Below are 24,075 nucleotides of genomic sequence, written 5' to 3' on the forward strand. Positions count from 1 at the left end.
GCCCCGTGCGGCTTGAGATGGCTGAGCGGCAGACCGGCGGCATCGAGAAACCCCTTCAGAGCCCCGGTCTGGTACAAAATGATGTTGGCCATCTCGTCGCGCTCGATCTTCATCTCGCGGCGCCCGAAACCGGCCAGATCCGGAAGCGACACATGCGCCCCGACCCGGACCCCGTGCGTGCCCGCCAGATCAACCGTGCGGCGCATGTGATTGGGATCGGAAGCGTGAAAACCACAGGCAACATTCGCCTGCGAAATCAACGGCATCAACGCCGCATCATCGCCAAACGAATACAGACCGAAACTCTCCCCCATGTCACAGTTCAGATCAACAGACATCAAACACATGCTCCTTCTGCAGCGGCCGCGCATTCACGACAAGCCGCCCGACCTGTTCCGGTACGATAGGGAACATCGTATGCGATTGTAAATGCGGTACCGTTCATAAGCCATAGGCCGGTGTGCGGCGGCGAGGGTCACTCAGGCCGCTGTCGTGCTGGTAATGACATAGACCCCGCTTTCGTGCAGGTCAGCCGTCCAGCCGGGCTCGATCACCAGCGTCGTGGTCACCTCCTCGATCACCGCCGGACCGGAAACGCGGTCCCCCGCGCCCAGTTTCCCACCGTCGTAAACCGGTGTGTCGGTGGTCGCCCCGGAGGCGTCGAAGACCATCGGCCGCCGGCCCTTGAGTGCCGTGTCGGCCCCTTTGCCGGCAGCGAGATGCATGCGTTTGGGATTTTCGACATGACCCTGGATCGTGCTCTCGATGTTGACGACCTCGACGGCACTGTGCGGCTCGTCATAGGTGTAGAGTTCGCGATGGCGGGCATGGAAGGCCGAGCGGATTGCATCAAGGCCTGCCTCATCGATGGACCCTGCCTCGATCTCGACGGTGCATTCGTGCACCTGACCGGTGTAGCGCATGTCGAGGCTGCGGCGAATGGAGATCCGGTCGCGGGTGAACTCATCTGCCTCGAGATCGGCGATGCCACGGGCTTCGAGCTCACCAAACAAGGTGTCGAGTTTTTTCGCCGCCTCAGCGCCTTCCAACCGGGTCGGGGCCGGCGCCATGTAGTTGTACTTCACATCGGAGATGATCTGCCCGTAGGCACACAGGCCGGATGCCAGCTTGGAGACCAGCACCTTGCGGATGCCGATCTCGCGAGCCAGTGCGGTGATATGCGCACCGGTCGCCCCGCCGGCGCCCATCAACACGAAATCGCGCGGATCATAGCCGCGTTCCACCGAGACGCGGCGGATGCCGTTGACCATGTTGTTGTTGACAATGGTGAACATGCCGTGCGCCGCCTTCTCGACGCTGATGCCGAGCGGATCGGCAAGCTTGTCACGGATGGCCTGGCGCGCCTTGTCGCGATCGAGCGGCAGACGCCCGCCCACAAGCCCCTCATCGCTGAGATAGCCGAGGGTGATATTGGCGTCGGTGGTTGTCGGTTCCTCGCCGCCCTGGCCATAACAGGCCGGCCCCGGTTCCGATCCGGCCGATTGCGGTCCCATCTGCAGCAGGCCCATTTCGTCGATCCAGCCGATCGAGCCGCCGCCGGCGCCAAGCGTTTCCACCTGGATCATCGGAATGCCGATGCGGTAGCGCAGGAAATCGATGTTCTTGTTGATGTTCGCCTTGCCGTCGCGGGTCAGGGTGATGTCGAAGGAAGTACCGCCCATGTCGATGGTGATGATGTTCTTCTCGTCCCATGGCTCGCCAATATAAAGGGCGGCCTGCGGCGCGGAGGCGGGGCCTGAATTGATCGCATAGACCGACTGATCGGAGACGACGCTGCCTTTCGCCAGACCGCCGTTGGACTGGAAATAGCGTACCGGATTGCGGGCGCCGAGAGCGGCGAAATGGGCGTCGACGGCTTCAACGTAGCGGCGCAGGATCGGACCCAGATAGGCATTGACCACGGCGGTCGAGGTGCGGGTGTATTCGCGGACCTGCGGGTAGAGTTGCGAACCGACGGTCAGAAGCACATCCGGCATCATCTCGCGGACAATTTCAGCGGCGCGCAATTCGTGCGCCGGATGCAGCACCGACCAGACAAAGGAAATGGCAACGGATTCGACGCCTTCGTTGAGAAAATGGCGGCAAGCGGCGCGCACATCGTCCTCATTGAGGGGCGTGTGCACGGTGCCATTGGAAATCACCCGCTCGCGCACGCCGCGGCGCAGATAGCGCGGCGCCAGCATGGTCGCCGGCGGGTATTCCGGATCATAGCGATAGCCATCCTCCTTGTGGCCGAGGCGAATCTCGATGCTGTCCTCATGTCCCCTGGTGGCAATCAAGGCGGTCTTCGCGCCGCGATGGGTAATCAGAGCATTCAGGCCGACGGTGGTGCCATTTATGCACAGATCGGAGTTGGCGACGATCTCTCCGGCGGCGATGCCGGTTTCCTCGGTGATCAGATCAAGGCCATTGCGGATGGCGCGGGTCGGATCCGAGGGGGTGGAAAGGACCTTGAACAGGCGAACATTGCCGTTCCTTTCGGCGAGAACGAAGTCAGTAAAGGTGCCGCCGGCATCAATTCCGAGACGATATTGTGTACGCATGTCTTTTCCCCCTCGTTCAGGCGCTGGCCCGCAGCTTGGATGTCGCTTCGGCATCGATTTGCAGTGTCTGCGCGTCGCTGATCACCACGCCATAGTCGCGGCGGGCGCCCTCGATCGAGACCAGGCCATTGCGGACATCGTCGACGACGCGCTGGGGGTCGCGCTCGAAGGCTGGGCCGAAACCGCCGCCACCGGGATTCATGTTGGCGGCCCTTTCCCCGGGATGAATGGTCTCGATCACATTGTCGGTGATCACCTGGGTGCGACCGTCGCGGGTCAGCTCGAGGCGACCGACTTTCTTGTCGATCATTTCCGATTTGGCACCGGCCGCGCCCATTGCCGGGATCCGGCGGCCTTCACCAAAGGTGATCAGTGTCATCGGACTGTCGAGCGGCTCAACCTGCCAGCGGGTTCCGGAGCCGCCGCGATGCTTGCCGGCGCCGCCGGAGTCCTCCATCAGCCCATATTCGTGGATGATGATCGGGTAGCTGTGCTCGAGCATTTCGATATCGCCGGAGGTCAGCGCGCCAAAGCAGCATTCCGGGCCGCAGGCATGCCAGCCATCCTGGGTGGCGGTGGCGCCGGCGCCGGAGATGATCGAGGCCAGCACCATGGTGACATATTCCTCGTCATGCCGGGTATCCCAGCCAGCAATGTTACAGCCGTTGGCATGGCCCCAGCTGGCTGACACCTTGTCGGGAGCCGCCTTCTCAAAGGCCAGCCGCACTGCGTCCGTCAGCGTCTCCATCGGCGTTGTCGTGCAGTTCATGTGCGGCGCCGGTGACTTGGCATTGCACAGCGTGCCTTTCGGGCCCATGTCGACCGTGACGTTGCGATACAGCCCCTCGTTGTAGGGTGGGGGGAGCTGGGCAAACATCATCAGGCCAAGATAGACGCCGGAATAGCTGTTGCCCTCATAACTGTTGATGAAATAGGGGATCTGCGGCGGGCTATCGATGGTGATGTGACAATTCTCGCCCTCGATGAGGACGGTGGCGGTGATCTCGAAATCGCCGAAGCCGTGCCCGGCATCCTCGAGAATGGCGGTGCCCGAATAGGTGCCATCCGGCACCTCGGCAATCAGCTTGCTCATGTGGCGGTTGGCCATGTCGAGCAGCACCTCGATGCAATCCTGCACGGTCTGCTTGCCGTATTTGTCGAGGAGGGCAATCAGGTTGCGGGCGCCGACCTGACAGGCACCGATCAGCGCGTTGAAATCGCCCTCCTGGTCGCGCCGCGCCCGCATATTGGTCAGGAGCATGTTGAGGATGTCATTGCGCGGTGTGCCGCGATCCCAGATCTTGATCGGCGGGATACGCAGTCCCTCGGCGTAAATCTCCTTGGCGTCCGGATTGTAACCGGCGGGAACCGGCCCGCCGATGTCTGTGAGGTGACCCTTGCACACGGTCCAGAAGACCAGTTCTCCCTGGTAGAAGACGGGGTAATACATGCAGGTATCGATGATGTGGCTGCCGGCATAATCCGGGTCGTTGTGAAGGATCAGGTCGCCTTCATGGATGTCTCCCTCGAAGAAGGAATCGACTGCCTTCATCGCCGGTATCAGGCTGCCAAGATGGATCGGGATATCCTGGCCCTGCAGAATCATTTCCGGCGTGTGGTTGAACAGCGCGGTCGAATAATCGTGCGCCAGATTGAACACAGAGGAGCGTGCGGTCTGCTCCAAAGCCAGTGTCATCTCGCGCTGCGTGGTTTCCAAAACGCCCCTGACCACTGACAAGGTGATCGGATCGACTTCCGGTATTGCCATCTGCGTCATCCTCCGTGGGAATGCGCGTAACTCCCATTGGCGCGCATTCAAACGCGCAGGCTGCCCTGTTTCCCCGCTGCGGTCTTGACGCTGGGCGAAGCATCGTTTGTCGCTCGGCGCAGGAGAGGTTGGGCGCGAAGGTGCTTGCTAGAGGGTCCTGCCGGCTCTAGTCTTCACGGGAGATAGCGGCAGGAAACAATGTCCCGATGACGTGGATTGCCCACTCGACAGACCGGATTCCGCCCCCGGACCGCGCTGCGGCGTGGAGTGCGGTAATCGCCGATGTCTATTTTCCCCTGGCCCTGACTTATCGATCGGCCAGCCGGTTCAAGGGCAAACTGTCGAACCGCTCCGTGGGGCGCATCGAAGTCTCGCGGCTGCGCACCGAGCCGTTGCAGTATGAGCGTCTGCCGCGCCACATCAGCAGCACCAGCGAAGAAGAGTTCCTCGTCACGCTGCCACGCAGAAGTCCGGTCACCTTTTATCAAATGAACCGCGAAGTGCGGTGCGAGCCCGGCGGTTTCATTCTCGAGCGCGGCGATGCCCCGTACCGGTTTTCCTATGAGGAGGCCAATGACCTGCTCGTCCTGAAGGTGCCGAAACCGCTGCTCGGCACCTATTTGCGCGAACCGGACCAGCATTGCGCGCGCGTATTTGACGGGCGCTCCGGCATGGGCGGGCTGTTCTCGGCAATGGCTCGGCGGCTGCACGACGAGGATACGATCACCGACGCGGCGAGCGCTGCGGTGGTCAGCCGGCACCTGATTGAACTCCTCACTCTGGCGCTCGAGGACCGCGGATCAGGCGAATCCATGGCCGGATCGGCGGTGCGGACGGCTCACCTGCGGCGGGCAGGCGATTACATCGCGGCGCATCTGACCGATCCCTCGCTATCGCCCGAAACGATCGCCAATGCCTGTGGCGTGTCGAAACGCTATCTGCATGACCTGTTCAGAGATGTGAACGGGACGGTTTCGCAGCACATTCGCGACCAGAGGCTTATAGCGGCGCGCGCGATGCTGGAGGTGGCCAGCAACCGGTCGATCGCCGAGATCGCCTACCGGTTCGGCTTTTGCGACCAGGCGCAATTCTCACGTCTGTTCAAGGCACGGTTCGGCGAGACGCCCTCGGAGCACAGGGCGCGGCAGGCCTGATCTGCCTCAGTCTCGCGCCCGTTCTCTCTCTGGGCATTCAGAAAAATCGCCGGAAGGTCAGACTATTTTGTCTCAGAGGGCCGCGCCGGGCTCCGGGGAAGCTTGAAACCACCGTGTTCAAGGCTAGTTGCAACGTTTCGGCAGTTCCCAACCCATGATGAGATCGAAACGGCGAATGAGCGAGCGCGAGACGAGCAAACGATCTGATCGTGATCCCGCTGGCGAGAGTCGCCACGATGGCGACGAGGTGTCCCGCAGCGGCCATGCCTTTCGCTCTCTGCTTTTCGCTCTGCGGGACGACGCCGCCCGGCTGACCCGGCAGGCCCGCGCCACTGCCGGCCCCGCTGCGAGGGACGCTGCACGCCGGTTGAGGGCGATGACGGCCTCGGCGGTCGTCAGCACGCGCCGCACCGCGGCTGCGGACGATCGCTCCGCAGCTCCCGATACCCGACATCGAACCGGTTCGGCCGGGTTGCGCCGATTGCGGGAGATGCCGCTCAGGCGCCGCCTCGTTGCGCTGCTGGCCGGGGGTGCCCTGACGGCCCTCCTCGTTGTGGCCCTCACGGCGGTCTGGGCGCTGCATGACGTACCATTGTCGAAGATCGCGGACGAGACGGTCGACCCGATCGTTGTCCTCAAGTCGGCGGACGGGGAAGCGCTGATCCAACAGGGACCGTATCGCGGCGCAAATACCCCGTACAGCGCCTTTCCCGACCATCTGGTCAAAGCAGTGATGTCGATCGAAGACCGGCGCTTCATGGACCACTGGGGCTTGGATCTGCGCGGCATGACGCGGGCGCTGGTGCGCAATGTCACGGCCGGTCAGGTTGTCGAGGGCGGCAGCACGATCACCCAGCAATTGCTGAAAATCCTCTATCTCGAACGCGACCGGACGATCCGCCGCAAGATCCAGGAAGCCTTTCTCGCCCTGTGGATCGAGCGCCGCATGAGCAAGGAGCAGATTCTCGAAAGGTATCTGAACAACATCTATCTCGGCGCCGGCGCGACGGGAATGCCTGCCGCGGCGCGGATCTATTTCAGCAAGGAGGTGGGTGAGCTGACCTTGCCGGAAAGTGCCATGCTCGCCGGCCTGATTCGCGCGCCCTCGCAGCTTAATCCTCTTGAAAACCCGGAGGCGGCGCGCGAGCGGGCACGCACTGTCATCAATGCAATGCAGGCTGCCGGTCATATCGAAACGGATGCCGCCAGCGACCGCGAGACGGCGGCGCTGGCGTCCCTGGATCTCAATCCGGGGCGAGAAGAGACTGGCGACGGCTCCTGGTTCACCGACTGGATTCGCCCTTCGGCACGGGAAATTGCCGGATCGTTTCGCGGCGACATCTCTGTGTCGACGACGCTTGTGCCGGAACTGCAGAGAATGGCCGAGGCGGCGATCGAGACCGTGATGAACGAAGAGGGCGCGGCCTCGGGGGCGTCGCAGGCGGCCCTCGTGGCGCTGCGGCCGGATGGTGGTGTGGTGGCGATGGTCGGCGGACGCGACTACAGCGCATCGTCGTTCAACCGGGCGACCTCGGCGGAACGGCAGCCCGGCTCGACGTTCAAGCTGTTTGTCTACTACGCAGCGCTGCGCGCCGGCTATGAGCCCAACGACCGCCTGAATGATGCGCCGATCGAGCTCGACGGCTGGAAGCCGGAAAACTATGGAGGGAAATTTCACGGTCGGGTCAGCCTGGCGGAAGCTTTTGCCCGATCCCTCAATGCCGCCACGGTGCAGCTCGCCCTCGATGTGGGCATCGACAATGTCGCCGCAGCGGCGCGTGATCTCGGCATCAACGCGGACCTGACCGAGACACCCAGCCTGGCCCTTGGGGCATCGGAAGTGACTTTGCTCGACCTGACGGGGGCCTATGCTTCGGTGCGGGCCGGGGTGGCCCCCATCGAACCGTGGGGCAATGTATCCTTCTCGGTCGACGGCAGCAATCAATCCTTCCGGGTGAGCCGGCCGGCGGAGCCGAAGATACGGCTGTCGGAAAAGGACCACCGCACCCTGACCGGCCTGCTGCAACTGGTTGTCGACCGCGGCACCGGCAAGGCGGCGCGGCTTGACGGATTTGCGGCCGGAAAGACCGGCACCAGCCAGAATTTCCGGGATGCGTGGTTCATCGGGTTCAATGAATCGATGACGGTGGGCGTCTGGGTTGGAAATGACGACGGAACCGCGATGGACAATGTCGCTGGTGGCGGTCTACCAGCCAAGATCTGGCAGAAATTCATGGCCAATGCCTCCGGGTACCAGCCGGCGGGGTCTCTGATCTCCCGACCGCAAAAGGAGGGAGAACCGCTGGCGCAAGCAAGAGAGAGACAGGCCGCGCCGGCCTGCAATGTCCGTGCCTGTTCGCGGGCCTACCGGTCGTTCAGGGTGTCTGACTGCACCTTTCAGCCCTACCGAGGGCGGCGCAAGCTGTGCACCAAGTGAAAACGAGCATGAAATCCGGGTGGTTGTGGCCTCACTTGTCGCGTGCCGCCCACAAAGCGCCGCGACGGATGATCTCTGTCACCTGCGGCACCTTGAGGTCATCGAGCTCGTGCCCGATCGAACAGTAAAAGACCCGGCCCTTGTCCCAGCGCCGCTTCCAGACCACCGGGATGACCGTTCCCTCGATCCACCATAGATGATCGCCGGAAAATGTCGTCGTCGCCAACACCTCGTTGGAGGGATCAACGAGCATGTAATATTGCTCCGAGCGCAGCCGGAAGCTGCGGATGCCGCGGACGATCGGATCGTCCGGCCGGCAGATGGTGACATCGTAGTCGATGTAATCCTCGGTGGGCTGCAGGTTGTCGGGCCATCCCGGCGGGTGGGCGACAAACTGACCGCCAATGAGAAAATGGTAGGTCGGCCGGTCGCGAAACGCGTCGCCCATGTGCCCATGCCAGCCGGCGATGCCGCAGCCGGACGAAATCAGCTGCAACAGCCCGTCTTCCTGACGTTTGGTCATGTTGCCAAACTCGTCCTGATGGCCGGAGCGCGCTGACGACCAGATCGGCGTGATCAAATCGATATCGGCCAGCTTTTCCGGCTCTTCGAGCGGTTCAAGCGTGTCATAGACATCGACCTCGCAGCCGTTTTCCTCGAGCAGGGCTTTGTACCAGTCGGCGAAATGGGTCGGCGTATGGCCTTCCCACCCGCCGACGAACAGGGCTGCCTTCATTCCGATTTCTCCTTGATGAAACTGAAAATCGAAGCCATGTCGCGCTGCCCGAAATCGGCGGCAATGGCCTCGCGCAGGACCGACAGGGTGGCTTGTGTCTGCGGCATTGCAACGCCGTGCCGTGCGGCGAGGTCAAGCGCCACGCCGACATCCTTGGCGGCCAGGTCGACAGTGAAGGAAACGTCCTGTGCCGCCTCGTCGAGATAATGCGCCCGCCGGTATTTGAGCATCGGGGCAGCGGCGGCGGAATTTTCGATGACGTCATAGGCGTCGGACTCGGTGATACCGGCCCGAGCCGCAAGGGTCAGGGCTTCGGCCAGAGTCTGGTTCAGGCCATGAATCAGCATGTTGACGGCCAGTTTCATGACGGCGCCATGGCCGGTGGCGCCGAGCCAGATGGTCTTGCGTCCCATCGCCGCAAAGACGGGTTCGAGGTCTTCAAAATCGGTTTGCTGGCCACCAGCCATGATCAGCAATTGCGCCTGTCGCGCTGCTTCCGTCGCACCGGATACGGGCGCATCGAGAAAGCGCTTGTCTTTCTTGCGCGCCGCGGCAGCGAGTTCGGCAATCAGCGCCGGGCTCATCGTTCCCATTTCAACCAGGATCGAGGCACCCTGGCCTGAGAGCAAGCCGTCATCGCCACAATAGACCCGGCGCGCAGCCTCGTCATCGGCAAGCATGGTGATGACGACATCGCTGTTTGACGCCAGTTCGGCAGGGTCCGAGACGACGCGGGCGTCAGGCAGCGTTGCGGCCAGTTCCTCGGCCGGCCCGCGGCTGCGGTTCCACAGATTGAGCTGATAGCCGGCCCCGGCGCAGTTTGCAGCCATCCGACGGCCCATGCGGCCAAGTCCGGCGAAGCCGATGCGCATATCAGGCGACCTTCTCACTCTCGCCAAGACCGGAGATCGCCTGGATCAGACTGTCCTCGGTCACCTCCTGGGCGGTGAAGGTGCGCATGATCCGGCCGCTGTACATGGCGACGATGCGGTCCGAGACGTGCAGGATCTCCGGCATTTCGGAGGAGATCACGATAATGGCGTAGCCCTGGGACGCCAGGTCCCGGATCAGCTTGTGAATCTCCGACTTGGACCCGACATCGATGCCGCGGGTCGGTTCATCGACGATGAGCACTTTCGGATGCATCGACAGCCATTTGCCGATGACGATCTTCTGCTGGTTGCCGCCGGACAGATTGCCGGCAAGCTGCTTCCAGCTCGGCGTCTTGATTTCCAGCTTGTCGCGATAGTGGCCGAAGATCTCGATCTCGGCGCTGTCCTTGACGAACGGGCCGGAAACAAGGGCATCAACCTGCGGCAACGTCATGTTGTCGCGGCAGTTCATCCCGAGCACCAGTCCCTGTTCCTTGCGGTTTTCAGGCACAAGCGAGATCCCCAGCTCGATCGCATCAACGGGGGATTCGATGTGAACCTCGCGGCCATTCAGGAGGATCTTGCCGGCCGTCGGGGTACGCAGTCCGAACAGCGTCTCGGCGATCTCCGTGCGCCCGGCGCCGACCAGACCGTAGAATCCAACCACTTCCCCTTCGCGCACACTGAAGCTGATGTCGGTGTAGAGCGTGCCGCAGGAGAGATTCTCAACCTCCAGGGCGGCGGCGCCAAATTCGTGATCAACGGCGTTGCGCGTCAGGTCGAGCTTGCGTCCGATCATCAGTTGCGTGATGTCCTCCTCCGTGGTCTGCGCCGTGTCCAGCGTGCCGCGGTACTGCCCATCGCGCAGGACAGTGATGCGATCGGTCATCTTGAAAATCTCTTCCATGCGGTGCGAGATGTAGATGATGCCGACGCCGTGCGACTTGAGATCCTCGATGACTTCGAACAGCACCACCTTTTCAGCATCGGTCAGCGACGCCGTCGGCTCATCGAAAATGACCGCCTTGGCCTCGTGCGTAAGCGCGCGGGCAATCTCGACCATCTGCTGATTGGCAATCGACAGGTCGCCGACGCGGGTGCGGGCGTCGAAACCGACCTTCAGGCGCTGCAGGATGGCATCCGTCTTTTCAAACAGGTGCTGCCAGTCGACAAGCCCGAAACGATTGTGCGGCAATTCGCCGAGATAGATGTTTTCCGCGACACTCAATTCCTTGGCGAGGCTGAGCTCCTGGTGAATGAACACGATGCCCTTGTGCTTGGCCTCGAGCGGCGAGCGCATCACCACTTTCTGTTCGCTGACGATGATCTCACCGCCATCGGGCTGATAGATGCCGCCGAGCACCTTCATCAGGGTCGACTTGCCGGCGCCGTTCTCGCCCATCAGGGCATGTACCTCGCCCGGCAGGACCGAGAAGGAGACGCCATCCAGGGCGCGGACCCCGGGGAAGGTCTTGACGATGTTTTCGAGACGAAGGGCCGGTGTGGCGGTGCTCATACTTTCAACTCCCCTTTGGCCTTGACGTTGAGCTGGCGGTCGAGGAAGAGCACCGCAACCAGGATCAGTCCGATCACCAGATTTACGGTCTCGGTGCCGGCACCGATGTAGCCCAGGCCTTTCCTGAGCAACTGGATGGCAATGACGCCGCCGAGCGTCGATATGATCGATCCGGATCCGCCAGCCAGTTTGGTCCCGCCAAGAACGACCGCGGTGATGGCCCACAATTCAAACAGGCTGCCGTCATTGGGATTGACCGAACCGCTCTCGGAGTAAAAAACCACTGCGGAGAGAGCCGCAAGAAAACCGATCAGCACGAAATTGAGCAGCATGTGAGGTCCGACGCGAATGCCGGCATTGACGGCAGCCTCGCGGTTGTCGCCGATGGCATAGGCATTGCGCCCGTGCACGGTGCGGTTCATCAGCAACCAGAGGATGACCGCGACGCCCAACAAGAACCATGTGGCGGTGTGCAGGCCGAGGAACTGCGCTTCGGCAAAATCAACCAGCGTCCAATTGAGATGCGAGGTCGGATCCTCGCCATTGTACATGAAGACCAGACCGCGATAGCCGAGCATCGAGCCAAGAGTGACGATGAAGGCATCGACACCGGTCTTCCAGACGATCAGCCCGTTGACGGCGCCGAGCACTGCGCCGGTCAGGAGAGCAAGGGCCCAGGAGATCGGGATAACCCAGTCACCCAGTCCGGCGAAAATCGGCCACGTCATGCTGTCGAGCAGCACGATGGCGGAAAGCGCATAGGTGGCGCCGACGCTCAGGTCGATGTTGCCGTTGATCATGACAATGGTCATGCCGAGCGCGATGATGCCGATCGGCGCCGATTGCTTGAACAGCAGAAGCATGTTGTCGGCATCCATGAAGGCGCCCTTGGACAGCGAGAAATAGCTGCCGGCCACCGAGAAGAAAATCAGTTCGAAGGCGATGAAGCCCCAGATGGCACCCTGTTTGAAGAGACGGGTTTTGGTTTCGCTTGTCATCAGTTCGACCTCACGCCAGGGGGGACCAGAGCCGGCCGCGCTTGGCCGCGATGTCGAGCCAGACCGCCAGGATGATGATGATCCAGGTCACGACGTACTGGGCGTAGAATTGCAGCCCGACGAGCAACAGCCCGTTCTGGATGAAGCCGAGAATCAACACCCCGATGATTGTCTTGAAGATGGTTCCCGAGCCACCGAGCAGCGAAGCGCCACCGAGGATCACGGCAGCGAGAACCTCCAGTTCCAATCCCTGACCGACCGTATTCTGGCTGCCGAGGCTGCGGCTTGCCTGGATCAGTCCGGCTGTGGCGACGCAAAACGAGGAGAGGAGATAGCAGGCAAAGACGATGCGCGCGCGCCGAATGCCGGAGAAGGTTGCAGCCACCCCGTTGCCGCCCACTGCATAGACCTTGCGACCGAATGGCGTTCGCGCCAGCACGATGCCGAGAAGGGCGGCCAGGCCCACGAAAATCAGGATCGGCACCGGAATGCCGAATATTTCCCCCTGCCCGAAGATCGAGAACCAGGTGCCGCCCTTGTCGGCAATGTCCATGTTCTTGCCGCCGGAATAGGTCAGGGTAAGCCCATGAATGGCCGAGAGCATGCCGAGCGTGACAATCAGCGAATTGAGCTTGAGGTAACCCACAAGAAAGCCGATCAGCGCCCCGAGGCACAGTGTCAGGGCGAACATGGCGGGAATGGCCAGGGCCGGCCCGAGCTTGTCATGCAGGTCGAGCACGACGATGGTCGAAAAGGACATCATCGACCCCACGGACAGGTCGAGATTGCCACTGATCACGACGAATGTGACGCCGAGCGCCATGACGCCGAGAATGGCCGATGAGCGGACCACGCCCATGATGTTTTCCGGTGCGAGGAAACGCTCATTGGCGATGGTGAAGCCAATGATGAACAGAAAAAAAGCGATCAGGATTCCCTGTTTGGCGAGAAATCCGCCGATATCCGATCTGGTCCAACCAGCCATGCCGTCCTGCCTCCCGCAGTTGTGCGTGTCTCTGCCGCACATTCAGTCGTGATTTTGGTCCTGCCGTCAGACAAGAACCATGCCGCCGTCGATCATGACAATCTGACCGGTCATGTAATCGCTGTCCGGTGATGCCAGAAAGGTCGTCGTGCCGGTGATGTCGCCGGGTTTCGCGACGCGGCCCTTGAGGATGCCGGCGGCGAACTCCTCCATCGCCTGGCCGGGCCGGTCGGCGGCACCGATGTCGAGAAGATCCTGATCGACCTGCTCCCACATTTCGGTGGCGACGACGCCGGGCGCAAAGCCGGTGACGGTGATGTTGTGCTTGGCCAGATCGCGGGCGCCGGACTGGGTCAGGGCGACCACCGCCCATTTGCTGGCGCAATAGGGCGCAACATTGTCAAACCCCTGGCGGCTGGCGATCGAAGCAGTATTGATGATCTTGCCGCCGGTGCCCTGGGCGATCATCTGGCGTGCCGCTTCCTGCATGCCGATCATGCAGCCGAGCCCGTTGACCCCCATGATGAAATTCCAGTTGTCATCGGTGACGTCGAGAAAATTCATCGGCTTGTTGACGCCGGCATTGTTGAATTTGACGTCGATCTTGCCGAACTGATCCACCGCATGGGAGATCATGGCGCAGACCTGGCTGCGATCGGTGACATCGACTGCCGCATGGGTCACCCTGCCGCCGCCCTGTCGGGCGCGCATCTCATTTGCCCGCGCCACTTCGGCGACCCCGGCGCCGTCGATGTCGGCAAAGCAAACGTCCGCGCCCTCATCAAGCAGTGCTTCCCCGATCGCACGGCCGATGCCGCGCGCCGCACCGGTGACGATGCATGAGCGTCCTGAAACCCGAGCCATGATTGCCTCCCAGACCCCATGGTCAACATGAAAAGCCGGGCGCCGCCCCCGCGACGCCCGGCGCACAACAGAGCCGGCGATCAGAAGACCGGCTTGGTGTAGTCCGACATGTTGTCCTGGGTGATCTTCGGCGTATCGAAGTAGTTGAGGAAGGGCACATCCTTGCCTTCCAGGACGTCGACAGCCGTTTTCAGCGCGGCTTTGGCGTCATCAACCGGAGACTGGTAGATCGAGCCCCAGTATTCACCCTTTTCCATGGCTTCGTATCCAACCGCGAAGTTGGTGGCACCGACAAAGATGATACCATCGCGACCCGCAGCCTTGGCAGCGTTCAAGGCGCCGACGCCCATGTTGTCATCGCCGGCATAGACGCCATCGATCTTGTCGTATTTGACCAGGAACGCTTCCATCACCTTCTGCGATTTCTCGCGGTTCCAGTCGCCAGGCTGGGTTTCCAGAACTTCCACATCAGGGCAGACTTCCGGAAGACGGTCATCAAAGCCCTTCTGACGCTCGATCGCCGTGGTGTAACCGGGCTGTCCGGAGATCTGCACGACCTTGGCGCTTGTCTCGATGCCCATATCCTTGAACTTGTCGCACATGATTTCAGCGGAGCGCGCGCCTTGCGTGATGTTGTCCGGTCCCGAGAAGGACTTGACGAAATCAAAGCCGGCCTCGGCAATGTTCGAGTTGGTGACAATCACCGGAATGCCGGCCTTCTTTGCCTTGCGCACGGCCGGGATGACGGCCTCGCCGTTGGTCGGCCAGATGATGATCGCATCGACTTCCTGCTGAATCAGGTCTTCGATCTGGGCAATCTGGCGGGCGACATCGCCGCCGGCATCGAGAACAACGGCTTCGACATCGGGATTGGCTTCCGCCGCCTCCTTGAAGGCCTTGTCATAGGTCGTCTGGTAGCTGTCGACGCCCACATTGTTCTGCGTGATGCCGATCGTGTATTCCGCGGCAAGAGCGGCATTGGCCAGGGTCAAGCCGGCCACAGCCGTCGACACGGCAAGTATCGTGCGAATTTTCATCTCGTTTCCTCCCGAATTGCGTTCTCACATCGAATGTCGTTTCTCATTTTCCGCTGCTCAGTGAGCATCACAGCTGGAAGCGGAGGCGATCCGCAGTCATGGAAACAGGCGGCCACCCTGCCAAGAACCCGGCGACGCAAACATCCGATTTATATCCATAATGAATATTTTTCTATCCAAATCGGATTTCTTGTCCCTATGCTGAAACCCTCAAACTGAACATCTTGCGAGGAACCGCCATGAGGAAGGGCCGGTCGCCATCCGAACACAGCACCCGCCAGCCGGGCAACGGCGACTGGAGGACGGGAGCTATGCTTTCGATGAACAAGGGAGGAACAGAAGCGCGAACCCTGCCCGTCTCACAGTTCGAAAAGAACGAACTGCTGAACATTCTCGCCTTTCTCGAGGATTTCGAGGACGAGCTTTCCGATGCCTTGGCGATCTTCGCGCCCAATCCCTATGTCCGCATGTCCCTGCATCTCATCCGCAATCATCTGGAAGCCAAGACCGTGACGCCGACCTCTCTGATCGGCGCGTCGGGCGTTCCCTATGCAACGGCAACCCGGCGCATCCGGGAAATGACCGAAAACGGGTTGATCGACCAACGCCCGCGGACGCGCAGCGGCAAGACCTTCTCAATGCATCCGAGCGAGAAGCTCCTCGATTCCTGGATGCAGCTGACCGGGCGTTTGAAGCGACTGGCGCATACCCGTTTCGGGCAGCCGAACAGCGGTAGCGATAGCCGGGAATATTACTATGGCGGCTCCTATATGGCGGCGCGCTCCATACCGCCGCTGCAGGTCCTGCCCGAACCGCTGCGCATTGCCGGCGGCCTGCGCGTCCTGGTGCATGGCGATCCGACTTTCATGGTGATGGACAACCTCAAGCGGCAGTTTGAACTGGTGGTCGGAACCGACATTCATCAGCGCGCCTTCTCGATCGATCGGCTTCACCAGGAGGCTTTGAAAAACGCGGAGCGCAAATCCAGCCGCTACGACATCATTGCAGTTGATCTACCGTGGATCGGCGAATTTGCCGAGAAACAGGTGCTGATGCCACTCGACCAGGCGCTCGACATCGCCAGGCTCGATCCGACAGATTTTCACACGGCGGGCTGGAATGCCACGCATTGGCGCGGCCGGCCCTATGGCGTTCCGGCGCAAACCACGCCGGAGCTGCTGTTTTACCGCAAGGATCTGTTTTCCGACGCCGGCATCGAGCCGCCGAGGACCACCTCCGATGTCATCGACGCGGCGCGATCGTTCCACGATCCTGCCAAAGGCTTTTACGGAATCGCCTGGAATGCGGCGCGGGGAACGGCGCTCGGCCACACTTTCCTGATGACGCTCGCCGATTTCGGCCATTCGATCGTGCCCCTGTCGTCAGCGGCCAACGGATATACGACCGACCGTCTTGCCGCCGGGATCCAGCGTCCGGTGATCGATTGCGACGCGGGCCTGGCAGCGGCCGAATATCTGATGGAACTGCTGCAGTACTCCCCGCCCTACATTCTTTCGATGTCGTGGTATGAACGGGTACGGCCCTATGCCACGGGCGAGGTCGCAATGGCCTATGGATACACCCTGCTGGCGCCGTATTTCGAGCTTGATTCGACATCGCCGGCGCATGGGCAGACCGGCTTTCTGCCGCATCCGGCCGGATCAACCGCCCCCTCGGTGGCGCCCGTTGGCGGCTACGTCATGGGTATTCCGCACAATATCGCACCGGAGCGGATCGCGGCAGCGGCAGAGGCCTTGATCGTCTTTACCTCGCCGGGCGCCCAAAAGCTTTACGTGCAGAACGGCAGCCGAACGAATCCGCGTTACTCGGTGGGATCGGATCCGGAGGTGCGTCGCAGTTCGGCAATCTTCGAAGCGGTCGACCAGATGTCATGGCGTGACGAGCTGCAGTTCTGGCCGCGCCCTCCGATTCCACAGATCGGCGAAATCTTTCAGATCTGCGGTGAGGAGCTGCACGACATGCTTCGCGGCATCATCGCACCGAAAACCGCCCTGCGGAATGCGCAGGAGCGAACCGACCGCATCATGCGTGAACGCATACAAACCTGAACATGGAGCAGCACGATGGACGCCAACCGGCTGAAGGGCAAACATATTCTGATCACGGGCGCAGCACGGGGCATGGGGGCCGCCAATGCGGAGGCTTTCGCCCAGCAGGGAGCCGATGTCTGTCTCGGTGATCTCGACCTTGACGAAGCTCAGAAGGTTGCCGACCGCATCAATGATGCCGGCAATGGCAAGGCGATCGCGGTGAAGATGGACGTCACCAAACGCGAGGACAATGCCGCCGCGGTCGCTGCCACCGTCGAAGCCTTCGGCTCGATCAATGTCGGCCTGTTCAACGCCGGTCTGAACAAACCCCGGTTCTTCATGGATATCGATGAGGACAACTGGGACATGATCATGAACGTCAACACCAAGGCGATGTGGCTCGGCATGCAGGAGACGGCGAAACAGATGATCGCCCAGGGTCCGGGCGACGAGCCGTACAAGATCATCAATGTCGGCTCCATCGCCTCGCGCAAGCCGCTGGTCGATGTCACGGTCTACTGCACCTCGAAATACGGATGCCTGGCGCTGACGCATTGCGGCGCGGTGGCACTCGCCGAGCACAATATCACCGTCAATGGCTATGCGCCGGGGGTCGTCGTGACACCATTGTGGGAACAGCTCGACAAGGATCTGGTCGACATCGGCTTCAAGGAGAAAGCCGGCCAGGCCTATGAGGACATCGTGCGCGATGCCCTTCAGATCAAGCGGGTGTCCTATCCGAACGACATTGTCGGCACCGCATCGTTCCTGGCCAGCAGGGACAGTGACTACATGACCGGTCAGATGATCCACATCGATGGCGGCTGGTGCATCCAATAGGGATAGTCAGCCTCCTGTCATTGCTACCCCAACCGGCGTGCAGATGCATGCCTAGAGGAGATATTCATGTCGCGCGCCCTTACCCCGAATGTCCTGACACCCCAGGATCTTGACCCGCAGTGGCGGTGGGAGAAACGCCTGCCGGCCCATGGCCACACCTCCGTCGACTTCGAGCGCCGTATCGATCACGACCGGCTGCGCCGCTATCGGCTGAGCCGCGCCCGGCAGGCGCTGAAGAATTCGCCGGCGGGGACGCTGCTGCTGTTTGATGTCAACAACATCCGCTACGTCTCGGCAACCAAGATCGGCGAATGGGAGCGGGACAAGATGTGCCGCTTCTGCCTGCTAACCGGCGATGATTCCCCTTATGTCTGGGATTTCGGATCGGCGGCCGTGCACCACAAGAAGTTCGCCGACTGGCTTGAACCCGACCATTGCCGGGCGGGCGTGGTCGGCATGCGCGGCACCATTCCGCCGGAATTCGGTCTGATGCGCAAATATGCACGCGAGATTGCCGGTCTGATCAAGGATGCCGGGATGGCCGACATGCCGGTGGGCGTCGACTACGCCGAGACGGCGATGTTCCACGCCCTGCAGGAAGAAGGCCTCAATGTCATTGACGGCCAGCAGATCATGCTGGCAGCGCGCGAGATCAAGAACTGGGATGAAATCCAGCTTCTGACCCAGGCGGCCTCGATGGTCGACGGTGTCTATCACATGATCTACGAGGAGCTGAAACCGGGCATCCGCGAGAACGACATCGTCGCGCTGTCGAACAAGATGCTCTACGAGATGGGGTCGGACGATGTCGAGGCCATCAATGCCATCTCGGGTGAGCGCTGCAACCCGCATCCGCACAACTTCACCGATCGCTATTTCCGGCCCGGCGATCAGGCGTTCTTCGATATTCTGCAGTCCTATCAGGGCTATCGCACCTGCTACTACCGGACCTTCAATATCGGCCGGTCCACGCCGGCTCAGAACGATGCCTATGTGAAGGCACGCGAATGGATCGACGCGTCCATCGCGATGATCAAGCCGGGCGTGTCGACCGACAAGGTTGCCGAGGTCTGGCCGAAGGCCGAGGAGTTCGGATTCCCGAGCGAAGAGGCCGCTTTCGGCCTGCAATTCGGTCACGGTCTCGGGCTGGCCCTGCATGAAAGGCCGATCATCAGCCGGGCGATATCGCTCGATCATCCGATGGAGATCCAGACGGGCATGGTGTTCGCCCTGGAAACCTACTGTCCGGCGGCGGACGGCTTCTCGGCCGCACGCATCGAGGAAGAGGTTGTGGTGACCGAGACCGGCTGCGAGGTGATCTCGCTGTTCCCGGCCGAAGAGCTGCCAATCGCCAATCGGTATTGATCCTCCCTGGCCGGCCCGGACCGCATAACTCGATGCGGCCGGGCCGGACCACGAGCCCTTGGAAAGACGACACATGAGTACCCGCAAGTCGAAGAAACCCGCCAGCCACAATGCCGAGGATTATCTGCGCATGTACCGGCAGATGGTGCGCATCCGCACCTTCGAGGATCATGCGAACCAGCTCTATCTGTCGGCCAAGATGCCGGGTCTGACGCATATGTATTCCGGCGAGGAAGCCGTCGCCGTCGGCATCTGCGAGGCGCTGAAAGTGACCGACAAGATCACCTCGACGCATCGTGGGCATGGTCACTGTGTCGCCAAGGGCGCGAATTTCAAGGAGATGTTCTGCGAGCTGCTTGGCAAGGAAGAAGGCTATTGCCGCGGCAAGGGCGGCTCGATGCACATTGCCGACCAGTCGAATGGCAATCTTGGCGCCAACGCCATCGTCGGCGGCTCGATGGGAATAGCCACAGGCGCGGCATTCACCGCCAAGCTGCTCGGCAATGACGATGTGACCGTGTGCTTTTTCGGCGACGGTGCGACAGCCCAGGGGCTGATGTACGAAGTGATGAACATGGCGGCGCTGTGGCAGCTGCCAGTGATCTACGCCTGCGAGAACAACGGCTATTCCGAGTATACGCGCACCGACGAAATCGCCGCCGGCTCGATCACGGCGCGCGCCGAGGCGTTCGGTATCGAAGCGCACAAGGTGGACGGCCAGGACGTTCTCGCGGTCAATTCCCTGACCGCACAGCTGGTTGAACGCTGCCGCAAGGGCGAGGGCCCGTTCTTCATGGAGCTTGAGACCTACCGCTATCACGGCCACCATGTCGGCGATATCAACCGGGAATATTACCGGTCGAAGGACGAGGAAAAGGACTGGCGCGACAACAAGGATCCGATCGTTTCCTTCGCGCGTCACCTGACCAAGGAGGGCATTGCGACGGAAGACGAGCTCGAGGCCATGCAGGCGGAGATCAAAGCCGATGCCGACGCAGCCGTCGCCTATGCGCTGGAAGCGAAATACCCGGATGCGTCCGAGGTCGACATGCATGTCCACGCGGCCTGAGGAGAAAACAATGCGCGAGATCACCCTGTCCCAGGCCGTCAACGAAGCGCTCGCCGAAGAGATGCGGCGCGATGCGACGGTGTTCATCATCGGCGAGGATGTCGCCGAAGCCGGCACGCCGTTCAAGGTTCTGTCCGGGCTCGTCGAGGAATTCGGCACGTCGCGCGTGGTCGATACGCCGATCGCCGAGCCTGGTTTCATGGGAATTGCAGTCGGCGCGGCGATGACCGGCACCCGTCCGGTGGTCGATTTGATGTTCGGCGATTTCCTGTTTCTGGTAATGGATCAACTGTGCAATCAGGCCGCCAAGACCCACTATATGTCGGGCGGCAAGCTGACGGTGCCCTTGGTTCTGCGCACCAATCTCGGCGCCACGCGTCGATCGGCGGCGCAGCATTCCCAGTCGCTGCACGCCCTGGTCGCCCATATTCCGGGACTGAAAGTGGCGCTCCCCTCTTCCGCCTACGAGGCCAAGGGGCTGATGAAAACCGCGATCCGCGACAACAATCCCGTGGTCATCTTCGAAGACAAGCTGATGTACCAGGAAAAGGCGCCCGTTCCGGAGGAGGAATATCTGATCCCGTTCGGAAAGGCCAACATCAAGCGGGAAGGCACCGACATCACGTTGATCGGCACCTCGTCGATGGTGCAGGTGGCTGAGAAGGCGGCGGAAATTCTTGCCTCAGAGAACATTTCGGCGGAAGTCATCGACCCGCGTACGATCGTGCCACTCGATGAAGCGACGCTGATCGCTTCGGTCAAGAAAACCTCGCGGGCGATCGTCATCGACGAAGGTCACCAGAGCTACGGCGTGACGTCCGAGATCGCCTCGCGTCTTAACGAGAAAGCCTTCTATCATCTCGACGCGCCGGTGGTGCGCATGGGCGCCATGGACGTGCCGGTGCCGTTCAGCCCGGCGCTGGAGGATCTGACCGTACCCACGCCGGAAAGTGTTGCGGCGATGGCGCGCAAGCTGGTCGGCGGGGAGTTGATTCATGCCGCATGAGGTCATCATGCCGGCGCTTGGCATGGCGCAGGACAGCGGCCTGCTCGTCTCCTGGCTGAAGCAGCCCGGTGATGCCGTGAAGATTGGCGATGCCCTGATGGAGGTCGAAACCGACAAGGCCACCATGGAAGTCGAAGCGCAGGCCGACGGGTTCCTTGCCAAGGTTCAGGCGGCAGCCGGCGAGCAGGTTCCGGTCGGCCAGGTGGTAGCCATCATTACCGACAGTGCCGAGGAGGCCGAGGCGGCTTCGCCGACAGAATCCGGGCCAGCGCCACAGGACGGGCCGGCTGCAAGCGCTACCTCGCCCACGGAGAACGACGATCTTCCAAGTGGCGCGGAGATCATCATGCCGGCGCTCGGCATGGCACAAGACACCGGGCTAATTGTCGCCTGGCGCAAGGAGCCGGGCGAACCGGTGGCGGCCGACGCCATCCTGTTTGAGGTGGAGACCGACAAGTCGGTCGTCGAAGTCGCGGCCGGGCATGATGGTTTCCTGGCCGCCGTGCTCGCCGAGGCGCAGCAGGCGGTGCCAGTCGGCGCGGTCATCGCGATCATCTCGGAAACGGCGCCGGAGGCGCCGGTCAAGCGCACCTCGGCAGCTGCACCTGCCGCCTCGCAACAGGCCAAACCGGCTACAGCGGATGCATCTGCAGATCCTGTGGCGCGCAAGAAAGCCCCATCGCCCGAGCCTGAAGCCCGGATGGCGACCCCCTCGACGGGGCGGATCCTGGCGTCACCGAAGGCGCGGCGGCTGGCCGCCGAAAGAGGCCTGGACCTGGCCCGGCTGGCGCAAACCGGCGTCGCGCCCCCCTATCATGTCGCGGATCTGACCGTTCTCGAAAATCTCGGCCCGCGCGCGCCAGGTGTTGCCGAGGGCACAGCGGTATCGGGCCCGGTTTCCTCGCATATCAGCGCCCGCGTTTCGGCACAGGGTTGCACGGATTTTCTTGACTGGGCGAAAAGCGAAGCCGGATCGGAGGTGGCGGCTGATCGTCTCTTCGCGAGCTTCGCCGCGGCGGCGTTGCGGCAGGCGCGAAGCGAAGCACGCCAACCGATCATCGTCACCGTGCGCAGGGCTGGTCAAAATCCCGTGCGCTTCAGCGATGCCGATTGCCGCCGTCTGTCGCAAAGCGCGGCAGATGAGGGCGAAGAACCGCCGGCGCTCGTTGTGCGCGACATGACCGGTTCGAAGATCACCGCGATGTCTGGCATGACCGGATCTGTTCCGACGCTGACGCTGGGCCGGGATGGCAGCGACTTCGTGCTGTCACTCGACTATTCAGCCGGTGCACTGGATGAAGACCAGGCTGTCGAACTTGTCAGCAGCTTTGCCGAACGGCTCGGTGAACCGCTGCGCCACCTACTCTGACCGGAGCACGAAGATGCAACACACCAATCTTTATATTGACGGGCAATGGTGCGAGGCCGCAACCGGCGAGCGGTTCGATGTTCTCAATCCGGCCACCGAAGAAGTCATCGCCTCGGTCGCATCGGCCGATATCGCCGACGCCGATGCGGCGCTCGATGCGGCCCAGGCGGCATTCGGTTCGTGGGCCGCAAAGAAACCGCGCGAGCGCTCGGAAATCCTGCGCAAGGCGTGGGAACTGATGACGGCGCGGCTTGATGAATTTGCGCGGTTGATCACTTTGGAAAACGGCAAGGCGCGCGCCGATGCCATCGGTGAGGCGACCTATGCCGCCGAGTTCTTTCGCTGGTTCGCCGAGGAAGCCGTGCGTGCCGATGGTCTGATCACGCATGCGCCGGCTTCGGGCGCACGTATCGTCGTCCAGCACAAGCCGGCCGGTATCGCCGTCCTGGTGACGCCGTGGAATTATCCTGCCGCCATGGGCACCCGCAAGATCGCGCCGGCGCTGGCCGCCGGCTGCCCGGTGATCATCAAGCCGGCTTCGGAAACACCGCTGACCATGCTGGCCCTGATGCCGCTTCTGGAAGAGGCCGGTGTTCCGAAGGGTCTTGTCAATGTGTTGCCGTCGCGCAGTTCCGGCAAGCTGGTCGATCACATGCTGCACGATCCGCGCGTGCGCGTCGTATCGTTCACCGGATCGACCGAGGTGGGGCGCAAGCTGTTGCATTCGGCTGCCGACCAGGTTCTCAAGCCGGCCATGGAGCTCGGTGGGAATGCGCCGCTGATCGTGTTCGAGGATGCCGATATCGACAAGGCGGTGGCCGGTGCGATGCTTGCCAAGATGCGCAATCTCGGCGAAGCGTGCACCGCTGCAAATCGCTTCTACATCCACAAGGACGTGCTTGCTCCCTTCACCGAGAAATTCACTGCGGCGATGGCAGCTCTGAAGGTGGGCAACGGGCTGGAGGACGGCGTCGACGTCGGGCCGCTGGTCAATGCGAGCACGCGCGACAAGGTGGCTGCCCTGGTCGAGGACGCGGTTGCCAAGGGCGCGACGATCGAGTTGGGCGGCATGGTGCCGGAGGGGACAGGATTTTTCTATCCGCCGACCGTCCTTTCCAATGTTCCGGAAAGCGCCGATTGTGTCGACGAGGAGATCTTCGGTCCGGTTGCGGCGCTGCAGAGCTTCACCGATCAGGACGACGTCATCCGCCGCGCGAATGCCACCGAATACGGACTCGTGGCTTATGTGTTCTCCGAGAACATGAAGCGTGCCCTGCAGGTGTGCGAGCGGCTCGAATATGGCATGGTCGGTCTCAATCGCGGCCTCGTGTCCGATCCGGCGGCGCCATTTGGCGGGGTCAAGCAATCGGGTCTCGGACGCGAGGGCGGACACGAGGGCATGCTCGAATTCATGGAAACTCAGTATATCTCGGCGGAATGGTGA

Annotated in this window: 19 protein-coding genes; 9 read left to right on the forward strand and 10 right to left on the reverse strand. The window is 61.9% G+C overall.

Features of this window, described 5'->3' with window-relative positions:
* From KY465_RS17150 to capB, 3 genes are all read right to left on the reverse strand, one after another.
* Positions 1-338, reverse strand: a 338-nt coding sequence (locus KY465_RS17150; RefSeq protein ID WP_219203341.1) for a LamB/YcsF family protein, incomplete at its 3' end; no start/stop codon positions are given.
* 141 nt (positions 339-479) lie between these two features.
* Complete coding sequence (gene capA, locus KY465_RS17155; protein ID WP_219203342.1) at positions 480-2,564, reverse strand: caprolactamase subunit alpha; 2,085 nt, start codon at positions 2,562-2,564, stop codon at positions 480-482.
* A 16-nt stretch (positions 2,565-2,580) separates the two neighbouring features.
* On the reverse strand, positions 2,581-4,332 hold the full coding sequence (gene capB, locus KY465_RS17160; protein ID WP_255561797.1) for a caprolactamase subunit beta: 1,752 nt from the start codon (positions 4,330-4,332) through the stop codon (positions 2,581-2,583).
* A gap of 206 nt (positions 4,333-4,538) precedes the next feature.
* On the opposite strand from capB, the gene KY465_RS17165 reads away from it, so the two are divergent.
* Both KY465_RS17165 and KY465_RS17170 read left to right on the forward strand, forming a co-directional pair.
* On the forward strand, positions 4,539-5,486 hold the full coding sequence (locus KY465_RS17165; RefSeq protein ID WP_219203344.1) for an AraC-like ligand-binding domain-containing protein: 948 nt from the start codon (positions 4,539-4,541) through the stop codon (positions 5,484-5,486).
* Between the two features lie 175 nt (positions 5,487-5,661).
* Entirely contained in the window at positions 5,662-7,923 is a 2,262-nt protein-coding gene (locus KY465_RS17170) for a PBP1A family penicillin-binding protein (protein ID WP_255561798.1), read from the forward strand.
* Between the two features lie 31 nt (positions 7,924-7,954).
* On the opposite strand, the gene KY465_RS17175 is transcribed toward KY465_RS17170, so the two are convergent.
* The 7 genes from KY465_RS17175 to KY465_RS17205 all read right to left on the reverse strand — a co-directional run bounded on the left by KY465_RS17175 (position 7,955) and on the right by KY465_RS17205 (position 14,931).
* Entirely contained in the window at positions 7,955-8,659 is a 705-nt protein-coding gene (locus KY465_RS17175; protein ID WP_219203345.1) for a ThuA domain-containing protein, read from the reverse strand.
* Positions 8,656-9,531, reverse strand: a complete 876-nt coding sequence (locus KY465_RS17180; RefSeq protein ID WP_219203346.1) for an NAD(P)-dependent oxidoreductase — start codon at positions 9,529-9,531, stop codon at positions 8,656-8,658. The genes KY465_RS17175 and KY465_RS17180 overlap by 4 nt, the downstream gene beginning before the upstream one ends.
* Before the next feature lies 1 nt (position 9,532).
* Positions 9,533-11,047, reverse strand: a complete 1,515-nt coding sequence (locus tag KY465_RS17185) for a sugar ABC transporter ATP-binding protein (protein ID WP_219203347.1) — start codon at positions 11,045-11,047, stop codon at positions 9,533-9,535.
* Positions 11,044-12,045: an ABC transporter permease gene (locus KY465_RS17190; RefSeq protein WP_219203348.1), complete on the reverse strand. Its 1,002-nt coding sequence runs from the start codon at positions 12,043-12,045 to the stop codon at positions 11,044-11,046. The genes KY465_RS17185 and KY465_RS17190 overlap by 4 nt, the downstream gene beginning before the upstream one ends.
* Before the next feature lie 10 nt (positions 12,046-12,055).
* A complete protein-coding gene (locus KY465_RS17195; RefSeq protein WP_219203349.1) occupies positions 12,056-13,030 on the reverse strand; it encodes an ABC transporter permease in 975 nt (324 codons plus the stop codon).
* Positions 13,031-13,096: 66 nt separating this feature from the next.
* Positions 13,097-13,894: an SDR family NAD(P)-dependent oxidoreductase gene (locus KY465_RS17200; protein WP_219203350.1), complete on the reverse strand. Its 798-nt coding sequence runs from the start codon at positions 13,892-13,894 to the stop codon at positions 13,097-13,099.
* Between the two features lie 80 nt (positions 13,895-13,974).
* Complete coding sequence (locus KY465_RS17205; protein WP_219203351.1) at positions 13,975-14,931, reverse strand: sugar ABC transporter substrate-binding protein; 957 nt, start codon at positions 14,929-14,931, stop codon at positions 13,975-13,977.
* A gap of 320 nt (positions 14,932-15,251) precedes the next feature.
* Between KY465_RS17205 and KY465_RS17210 the strand changes: the two genes are divergently transcribed.
* The 7 genes from KY465_RS17210 to KY465_RS17240 all read left to right on the forward strand — a co-directional run bounded on the left by KY465_RS17210 (position 15,252) and on the right by KY465_RS17240 (position 24,075).
* Positions 15,252-17,000 (forward strand): ABC transporter substrate-binding protein, encoded by a 1,749-nt coding sequence (locus tag KY465_RS17210; RefSeq protein WP_255561799.1) that lies wholly within the window; start codon positions 15,252-15,254, stop codon positions 16,998-17,000.
* Between the two features lie 15 nt (positions 17,001-17,015).
* Positions 17,016-17,822 (forward strand): SDR family NAD(P)-dependent oxidoreductase, encoded by an 807-nt coding sequence (locus KY465_RS17215; RefSeq protein ID WP_219203353.1) that lies wholly within the window; start codon positions 17,016-17,018, stop codon positions 17,820-17,822.
* A gap of 66 nt (positions 17,823-17,888) precedes the next feature.
* Entirely contained in the window at positions 17,889-19,187 is a 1,299-nt protein-coding gene (locus KY465_RS17220) for a M24 family metallopeptidase (RefSeq protein WP_219203354.1), read from the forward strand.
* A gap of 73 nt (positions 19,188-19,260) precedes the next feature.
* On the forward strand, positions 19,261-20,256 hold the full coding sequence (locus KY465_RS17225; protein ID WP_219203355.1) for a thiamine pyrophosphate-dependent dehydrogenase E1 component subunit alpha: 996 nt from the start codon (positions 19,261-19,263) through the stop codon (positions 20,254-20,256).
* 10 nt (positions 20,257-20,266) lie between these two features.
* On the forward strand, positions 20,267-21,262 hold the full coding sequence (locus KY465_RS17230) for an alpha-ketoacid dehydrogenase subunit beta (RefSeq protein WP_219203356.1): 996 nt from the start codon (positions 20,267-20,269) through the stop codon (positions 21,260-21,262).
* Entirely contained in the window at positions 21,252-22,631 is a 1,380-nt protein-coding gene (locus KY465_RS17235; RefSeq protein WP_219203357.1) for a biotin/lipoyl-containing protein, read from the forward strand. The genes KY465_RS17230 and KY465_RS17235 overlap by 11 nt, the downstream gene beginning before the upstream one ends.
* Before the next feature lie 13 nt (positions 22,632-22,644).
* Positions 22,645-24,075, forward strand: coding sequence for an NAD-dependent succinate-semialdehyde dehydrogenase (locus KY465_RS17240; RefSeq protein ID WP_219203358.1), 1,431 nt, complete (start codon positions 22,645-22,647; stop codon positions 24,073-24,075).

Origin of the sequence: Neohoeflea coraliihabitans, assembly GCF_019334345.1 — a bacterium.
GTDB lineage: Bacteria > Pseudomonadota > Alphaproteobacteria > Rhizobiales > Rhizobiaceae > Pseudohoeflea > Pseudohoeflea coraliihabitans.

Excerpts from the sequence above, each read along its gene's own strand:
- capB (WP_255561797.1), bottom strand. The coding sequence starts at position 4,332 with ATGGCAATACCGGAAGTCGATCCGATCACCTTGTCAGTGGTCAGGGGC.
- KY465_RS17220 (WP_219203354.1), top strand. The coding sequence starts at position 17,889 with ATGTCGCGCGCCCTTACCCCGAATGTCCTGACACCCCAGGATCTTGAC.
- KY465_RS17195 (WP_219203349.1), bottom strand. The coding sequence starts at position 13,030 with ATGGCTGGTTGGACCAGATCGGATATCGGCGGATTTCTCGCCAAACAG.
- capA (WP_219203342.1), bottom strand. The coding sequence starts at position 2,564 with ATGCGTACACAATATCGTCTCGGAATTGATGCCGGCGGCACCTTTACT.
- KY465_RS17200 (WP_219203350.1), bottom strand. The coding sequence starts at position 13,894 with ATGGCTCGGGTTTCAGGACGCTCATGCATCGTCACCGGTGCGGCGCGC.
- KY465_RS17165 (WP_219203344.1), top strand. The coding sequence starts at position 4,539 with ATGACGTGGATTGCCCACTCGACAGACCGGATTCCGCCCCCGGACCGC.
- KY465_RS17175 (WP_219203345.1), bottom strand. The coding sequence starts at position 8,659 with ATGAAGGCAGCCCTGTTCGTCGGCGGGTGGGAAGGCCATACGCCGACC.
- KY465_RS17180 (WP_219203346.1), bottom strand. The coding sequence starts at position 9,531 with ATGCGCATCGGCTTCGCCGGACTTGGCCGCATGGGCCGTCGGATGGCT.
- KY465_RS17225 (WP_219203355.1), top strand. The coding sequence starts at position 19,261 with ATGAGTACCCGCAAGTCGAAGAAACCCGCCAGCCACAATGCCGAGGAT.
- KY465_RS17185 (WP_219203347.1), bottom strand. The coding sequence starts at position 11,047 with ATGAGCACCGCCACACCGGCCCTTCGTCTCGAAAACATCGTCAAGACC.
- KY465_RS17210 (WP_255561799.1), top strand. The coding sequence starts at position 15,252 with ATGAACAAGGGAGGAACAGAAGCGCGAACCCTGCCCGTCTCACAGTTC.
- KY465_RS17170 (WP_255561798.1), top strand. The coding sequence starts at position 5,662 with ATGAGCGAGCGCGAGACGAGCAAACGATCTGATCGTGATCCCGCTGGC.
- KY465_RS17205 (WP_219203351.1), bottom strand. The coding sequence starts at position 14,931 with ATGAAAATTCGCACGATACTTGCCGTGTCGACGGCTGTGGCCGGCTTG.
- KY465_RS17240 (WP_219203358.1), top strand. The coding sequence starts at position 22,645 with ATGCAACACACCAATCTTTATATTGACGGGCAATGGTGCGAGGCCGCA.
- KY465_RS17230 (WP_219203356.1), top strand. The coding sequence starts at position 20,267 with ATGCGCGAGATCACCCTGTCCCAGGCCGTCAACGAAGCGCTCGCCGAA.
- KY465_RS17215 (WP_219203353.1), top strand. The coding sequence starts at position 17,016 with ATGGACGCCAACCGGCTGAAGGGCAAACATATTCTGATCACGGGCGCA.
- KY465_RS17190 (WP_219203348.1), bottom strand. The coding sequence starts at position 12,045 with ATGACAAGCGAAACCAAAACCCGTCTCTTCAAACAGGGTGCCATCTGG.
- KY465_RS17235 (WP_219203357.1), top strand. The coding sequence starts at position 21,252 with ATGCCGCATGAGGTCATCATGCCGGCGCTTGGCATGGCGCAGGACAGC.